Source organism: Roseateles sp. P5_E11 (assembly GCF_054049355.1).
In genome coordinates, this window is sequence record NZ_JBFUMO010000294.1 from 1 (window position 1) to 7,112 (window position 7,112).

Consider the following 7,112-nt stretch of genomic DNA (forward strand, 5'->3'; position numbering starts at 1 on the left):
AGCCGTCGCCACRTCGGCGATGTTGCGCACCTGGCCCGTCAGGTTGGACGCCATCGAGTTGACGTTGTCGGTCAGGTCCTTCCAGACCCCCGCCACGCCAGGCACCGCAGCCTGGCCACCGAGCTTGCCTTCGGTACCCACTTCGCGCGCCACACGCGTCACTTCGGACGCAAAGGCGCGCAGCTGGTCCACCATGGTGTTGATGGTTTCCTTCAGCTGCAGGATCTCGCCGCGCACGTCCACGGTGATCTTCTTGGACAGGTCACCATTGGCCACCGCGATGGTCACGTCGGCGATGTTGCGCACCTGGCCCGTCAGGTTGGAGGCCATCGAGTTGACGTTGTCGGTCAGGTCCTTCCACGTGCCGGCCACGCCGGGCACCTGGGCCTGGCCACCCAGCTTGCCCTCGGTACCCACCTCGCGCGCCACGCGGGTCACTTCACCGGCGAAGGCGTTGAGCTGGTCGACCATGGTGTTGATGGTGTCCTTGAGCTCCAGGATCTCGCCGCGCACGTCCACCGTGATCTTCTTGGACAGGTCGCCGTTGGCCACGGCCGTCGTCACCTCGGCGATGTTGCGCACCTGGCCCGTCAGGTTGGAAGCCATGAAGTTGACGTTGTCCGTCAGGTCCTTCCACGTGCCGGCAACACCCGGCACCTGGGCCTGGCCGCCGAGCTTGCCGTCCGTACCCACCTCGCGCGCCACGCGGCTCACTTCGGACGCGAAGCCGTTGAGCTGGTCCACCATGGTGTTCAGTGTGTTCTTCAGCGCCAGGATCTCGCCCTTGACCTCCACAGTGATCTTCTTGGAGAGGTCACCGCTGGCCACGGCCGTCGCCACATCGGCGATGTTGCGCACCTGGCCCGTCAGGTTGGAAGCCATGAAGTTGACGTTGTCGGTCAGGTCCTTCCAGGTACCTGCCACGCCGGGCACCTGGGCCTGGCCGCCGAGCTTGCCGTCCGTGCCCACCTCGCGCGCCACACGGCTCACTTCCGAGGCGAAACCGTTGAGCTGGTCCACCATCGTGTTGAGCGTGTTCTTCAGCTCCAGGATCTCGCCCTTCACGTCGACCGTGATCTTCTTGGACAGGTCGCCGCCGGCCACAGCCGTCGCCACGTCCGCGATGTTGCGCACCTGGCCCGTCAGGTTGGACGCCATCGAGTTGACGTTGTCGGTCAAGTCCTTCCACGTACCCGCCACGCCGGGCACCTGGGCCTGGCCACCGAGCTTGCCGTCGGTGCCCACCTCGCGCGCCACACGGCTRACCTCACCGGCAAAGCCGTTGAGCTGGTCGACCATSGTGTTGATGGTGTTCTTCAGCTCCAGGATCTCGCCGCGCACGTCCACCGTGATCTTCTTGGACAGGTCGCCGTTGGCCACGGCGGTGGTCACGTCGGCGATGTTGCGCACCTGGGCCGTCAGGTTGGTCGCCATCGCGTTGACGGAGTCGGTCAGGTCCTTCCAGATACCGGCCACGCCGCGGCCTTGCGCCTGGCCGCCGAGCTTGCCKTCGGTACCCACCTCRCGCGCCACGCGRSTCACTTCGGAGGCAAAGCCGCCGAGCTGGTCGACCATGGTGTTGATGGTGTTCTTCAACTCCAGGATCTCGCCGCGCACGTCCACGGTGATCTTCTTGGACAGGTCGCCGTTGGCCACGGCCGTCGTCACCTCGGCAATGTTGCGCACCTGCCCGGTCAGGTTGGAGGCCATGAAGTTGACGTTGTCGGTCAGGTCCTTCCAGGTGCCGGCCACGCCGGGCACCTGGGCCTGGCCGCCGAGCTTTCCGTCGGTGCCCACCTCGCGCGCCACACGGCTCACCTCGCCGGCAAAGCCGTTGAGCTGGTCGACCATGGTGTTCATGGTGTTCTTCAGGGCAAGAATCTCTCCCTTCACCTCCACGGTGATCTTTTTCGACAAGTCGCCGCTGGCCACGGCCGTGGCCACGTCCGCGATGTTGCGCACCTGGTTCGTCAGGTTGGACGCCATCGAGTTGACGTTGTCGGTCAGGTCCTTCCATGTGCCGGCCACGCCGGGCACCGCGGCCTGGCCGCCGAGCTTGCCCTCGGTGCCCACCTCGCGGGCCACGCGGGTCACTTCGGACGAGAAGCCGTTGAGCTGGTCGACCATCGTGTTGATGGTTTCCTTCAGCTCCAGGATCTCGCCCTTCACGTCCACCGTGATCTTGCGGCTCAAGTCGCCGCGCGCCACGGCCGTCGTCACGTTGGCGATATTGCGCACCTGGGCCGTCAGGTTGGTCGCCATCGCGTTGACCGAGTCGGTCAGGTCCTTCCAGGTGCCCGCCACGCCGGGCACCACCGCCTGGCCGCCCAGGCGCCCGTCGGTGCCCACCTCGCGGGCCACCCGGGTCACTTCGGACGCGAACGAACGCAGCTGGTCCACCATGGTGTTGGTGGCTTCCTTCAACTGCAGGATCTCGCCGCGCACGTCGACGGTGATCTTCTTGGACAGGTCGCCGTTGGCCACGCCGATGGTCACCTCGGCGATGTTGCGCACCTGGGCGGTCAGGTTGCCGGCCATCTGGTTGACGGAATCGGTCAGGTCCTTCCAGACGCCCGACACGCCCTTCACCTGGGCCTGGCCGCCGAGCTTGCCCTCGGTGCCCACCTCGCGCGCCACGCGAGTCACTTCACTCGTGAACACCGACAGCTGGTCGATCATGGTGTTGACCAGGCGCGCGGAGCGCAGGAACTCGCCCTTGAGCTCRCGGCCGTCCACCTCCAGCTCCATGGACTGGCTCAGGTCGCCCTTGGCCACCGCGCCGATGGTGCGCGCGATCTCGGCGGTCGGCCGCACCAGGTCGTCCATCAGCGTGTTGATCGATTCGACCTTGATGGCCCAGCCGCCCAGCGATCCCGGCATCGACATGCGGTGCTTGAGCCGGCCTTCCTTGCCGACCGTGGCGGAGAGCCGCGACACCTCGGAGGCGATGCGCGCCTCCTGGGCGGTGATCTGGTTGAAGGCGGCGGCGATCTGGCCGTCGATGCCGTCCCAGCTGTTGGGCAGGCGGATCGTGAAGTCGCCGTCGCGCAGTGCGGACAACGCCGCCAGGATCTGGCGCGAGCGTGGAGCGCTCAGCTCGGCGCCGCCATTCAACACATCGGCCGTAGCGGCCGGAATGGTCGCCTTGGGGTTGGCGCGCTTTCTGCGAGGTTGCTGCGCGATGTCGACACTCATGGTCCCGCCCGATTCAGAAATTAGGAGTGAGTTTCGCCCGGCGCCGGGTCATTTCAAACCGCTGTGCCAGGTACGAAAAGTGCCCGCTTCTAGCATGGCAATCTAGGGGGATCAAGTCCCTTTTCCGGGCCGCTCTTGCGCGAACACGCGAGTCATTTCAATCCGGCTTCTCTCGCATGTTCGACCGCATACCGGATCAGCTCCGCCTGCCCGTCCAGCTCCAGCTTGCGCTTGATGCTCTGGCGGTGGGCCTCGACGGTGCGCACCGACAGGTCCAGGTCGCGGGCAATCTGCTTGCTCGACGCGCCCTGCCCCAGCAGGCTGAGGATCTCGCTTTCGCGCGGCGTCAGCACCGGCTTGGGGGCCTGGCCGCGGAATAGCCGGCCTGAGACTGCAGCGCTCAGGAAGGTGCCGCCCGCGGCCACCGCGTCGATCGCCGACACGATCTCGGTCGCCGGCGCATCCTTGAGCACATAGCCTCGCGCACCGGCGGTCAGCGCACGTTGCACGTATTCGGGGTTGTCATACATGCTGAACATCAGCAGCCTGATGGATGGCCGGGCGGCCAGCATCTCGGCGCCCAGCGTGATGCCGTTGCCGTCCTTCAAGCCCACATCCATCAGCACGACGTCGGGCGCCGTGCGCGCCAATTGCTCCAGGGCCTCGGCGCGCCCGCCGGCCTCACCAACGATCTCGAAGCGCGGCACGGCTGCCAGGCGYGCAACCAGGCCCTCCCGCACCATCGGGTGGTCGTCAACGAGCAGGATGCGGATGGGTGTCGGGGTCATGCAGCAGCGCGAGCCAGGTCGGAAGCCGCTAGTTTGACCGTGAGGCGACTGCCCATGCCGGGCGAAGCGAAGAGACTCAGGCGGGCACCGAGGGCGGCCGCCCGTTCGCGCATGCTGCGCAGGCCCAGTCCCCGGTCGGCTGCGGCCTGGGCGGCGTCGGCGTCGAAGCCCTGGCCGTCATCGTTGATTTCCAGCGCCAGGCCACCGTCGCGCTCGAAACRCAGCAGCACGCTCACCGTCGTCGCGTGGGCATGCCGGGCCGCGTTGTTCAGCGCTTCCTGGGCAATGCGGAACAGGGCCGTGTTCACGGCCTCGGGCAAGCCCACCTCCTCACCCTCAACCGCCGCCGAGAAATGCGTGCCACCGGCAGCGTCGAACTCGCCCGCCAGATGCTGCAGTGCCGCAGGCAGGCCGAGGGTGTCCAGCAGCGCCGGCCGCAGCGCGTGGGACAGGTGGCGCACCTCGGCCAGCGTGCTGTTCAGGCGCTTCAAGGCCAGCTCCTGCAGCCGCGCAGCGCCCTTGGGTTCGTGCTGGGCGGACTCGATCAGCAGCTTGGTGGCCACCAGCGCCTGGCTGACGCCGTCATGCAGCTCGCGCGCCAGCCGTGCGCGCTCGTCCTCCTGGCTCTGCACGACCTGGCGGGCCAGGGCACGCAGCTTGGCCTCGGCGCTGCGGTGCTCGCTCAGGTTCAGGGCCAGCGCACCGGCGCTGATCAGCGCGACGCCGAAGACGGCGACAGCGCCCACCCACAGCATGGTGGCCGTGATGTTCTGGCGCGCGCCGCGCTCCAGTTCGGCCATCGTGGCCTCGATGCCGTCCAGGTACAGGCCCGTGCCCAGCATCCAGTCCCACTGCGGCACGGTGACGACATAGCCCAGCTTGGGCGCCAGCAGGCTGCTGGACGGCTTGCGCCACAGGTATTCGACATAGCCGCCGCCGGCCTTGGCCTGATTGATGAGCTGCTGGATGGTGGGCCGGCCCTTCGGGTCGCGCATCTCCCAGAGGTTTTGCCCGATCAGCTCGGGCTGGCGCGAATGCATCAGCACGTGGCCGTCCAGCGAATAGACGAAGAAATAGCCGTCGCGGCCGTAGTCCAGCGAGGACAGGATGGCCAGCGCCCTCTCGGGCCCGCCCGGCTGGCCGAGCAAGGGCTGGATGGTGCTGACCGCCAGGTCGACGTAATGCTTGAGCTCGGTGCGCCGCGCGTCCATATAGCTGGCGCGCACCAGCGCATGCTCGCGCGCCGCCAGCTCGCTTTCCTGCTGGCGCACGGCCAGCGCGATCAGCGCGAGGGAGGCCAGCAGCGGCAGCAGCGCCAGCAGGAACAGGCGGCCCCGCAGGGACAGGGCCGCCCAGGCTTTCATCAGCGGCCCAAGGTTGCGGCGCTCGGCGCTGCCTTGCGCTGGATCGGCTTCCACCCCTCCAGGCGCTTCATCACATCGGCAATCGCCGCATCCAGCTGCGTGTCATCGCCGCCGTTGACGGCCGCCGGGTCGAGTTCGACGTCGATGTCAGGCGACACGCCCTCGTTCTCGATGCGCCATTCGCCATCCGGTGTGTAGAAACGAAAGAAGGGCACGGTCAGGAAGCCGCCATCGGTCAGCGGCGGGTTGGCCGAGATGCCAATCAGGCCGCCCCAGGTGCGCTTGCCGATCAGCGGCCCCAGGCCCACGCGCTTGAAGGCATAGGGCATGAAGTCGCCACCCGAACCGGCGTCCTGGTCGATCAGCATGGCCTTGGGGCCGTAGATGGCACCGCCCGGCGTGTCGAAGACCAGGCCGTCACGGTCCTTCCAGCTGCCCAGATACGGCCGCGACAGCAGCTCCGTCACGTAGTTCGCCGCTTGCCCACCGCCATTGCGGCGGTCGTCGACGATCAGCGCCTGCTTGTCGATCTGCGCGAAGAACATGCGGTTGAAGTGCTCGAAGCCCTGGCCCGCGGTGTCGGGCATGTAGACATAGGCAATCTTGCCGCCGCTCTTTTGCTCCACCTTCCTGCGGTTGCCGTCGATCCAGGCCCAGCGGCGCAGCAGGCTCTCGTTGGCAATGGGCTCGACGGTGATCTCGCGGCGACCCTTGCCGGCGGCGTCCCGAGCGATGGCAATGACGACCTGCTTGCCGACGGTATTTTCCAGCAGCGAATAGATGTTGGTCGGCTCCATCAGCTCATGGCCGTTGATGGCGAGGATGAAGTCCCCTTCCTTCACACCCAGGCCGGCCACCGTCAGCGGCGAGCGCAGATTGGGGCTGAGGCGGTCGCCGGCGTAGAGCCTGGCGACCTTGTAGCGACCCTGCTCGACGACGAAGTCCGCGCCCAGCAGGCCGACGGCGACGGGCGCCTCCTGATGCACGTCACCACCGCCGGCACGGTTGTGGCCGACCTGCAGTTCGCCAATCATCTGCACGAGCAGGTCGTTCAGGTCCTCGCGGCGCTGCACATGGGCCAGTTGCGGCAGATAGCGGTCATAGACGGCCTGCCAGTTCAAGCCATGCATGGCCGGGTCGTAGAAGAACTCCTTCTCCATCCACCAGGCCTCGTCGAAGATCTGCTTCCACTCGGCCTTGGGGTCGACACGGGCTCGCAGGCCCGACAGGTCCAGCGGCTTGCTGTCGCCCTTGTCATTGGCATCGCCCACCTCCAGCTTGCCGCCGGCCACGGTCAGCAGCAGCTTCTTGTGGTCTTCGCTCAGCGAGAACTCGGCAATGCCGGTGCGCAGCAGTTTGGGCTTGCGCTCCTCGAAGTCGAAGCGCCACAGCTCGGCCGTCGCGCGACGCTCGGCCTGCGGCGGCTCGTTGCTGGCGCCGGGTTGCGGGCGCTGCAGATAGAAGAGCGCGCCGTCCGAGGCGACTGCCAGGTTGTCGTAATTGCGCTCGGCCACCGGCAGGGCCACGACGCGATCGATCAGGCCATCGAGGTCGACCTTGATCGGCTTGACCGGTTCGGGCTTGGGCTTTTCGTCCTTCTTGGCGTCGGCCTTCTTGTCGTCTTTCTTCTTGTCCGTTTTTTCGTCCTTCTTCTCGTCCTTGTTCTCGTCCTTCTTGTCGTCCTTCTTGCCATCCTCGTCACCCGCCTTGGGCGCCAGCGGCGACTTGCCGTCGGCCGCGAGCACCACGGCGTAGAGGCCGGCAC

General features: G+C 67.0%; 4 protein-coding genes. All 4 read right to left on the reverse strand.

What is annotated here, in order from left to right; genetic code table 11:
- Positions 1–3,195: HAMP domain-containing protein (locus ACXJKR_RS19640; RefSeq protein WP_457324247.1), on the reverse strand; the 3,195-nt coding region annotated here is incomplete at its 3' end.
- A 152-nt stretch (positions 3,196–3,347) separates the two neighbouring features.
- Complete coding sequence (locus tag ACXJKR_RS19645; RefSeq protein ID WP_457324248.1) at positions 3,348–3,983, reverse strand: response regulator; 636 nt, start codon at positions 3,981–3,983, stop codon at positions 3,348–3,350.
- Positions 3,980–5,347: a cache domain-containing protein gene (locus ACXJKR_RS19650; RefSeq protein ID WP_457324249.1), complete on the reverse strand. Its 1,368-nt coding sequence runs from the start codon at positions 5,345–5,347 to the stop codon at positions 3,980–3,982. The genes ACXJKR_RS19645 and ACXJKR_RS19650 overlap by 4 nt, the downstream gene beginning before the upstream one ends.
- On the reverse strand, positions 5,347–7,112 hold a 1,766-nt coding region (locus ACXJKR_RS19655), incomplete at its 5' end, for a PDZ domain-containing protein (RefSeq protein WP_457324250.1). The genes ACXJKR_RS19650 and ACXJKR_RS19655, both read right to left, overlap by 1 nt.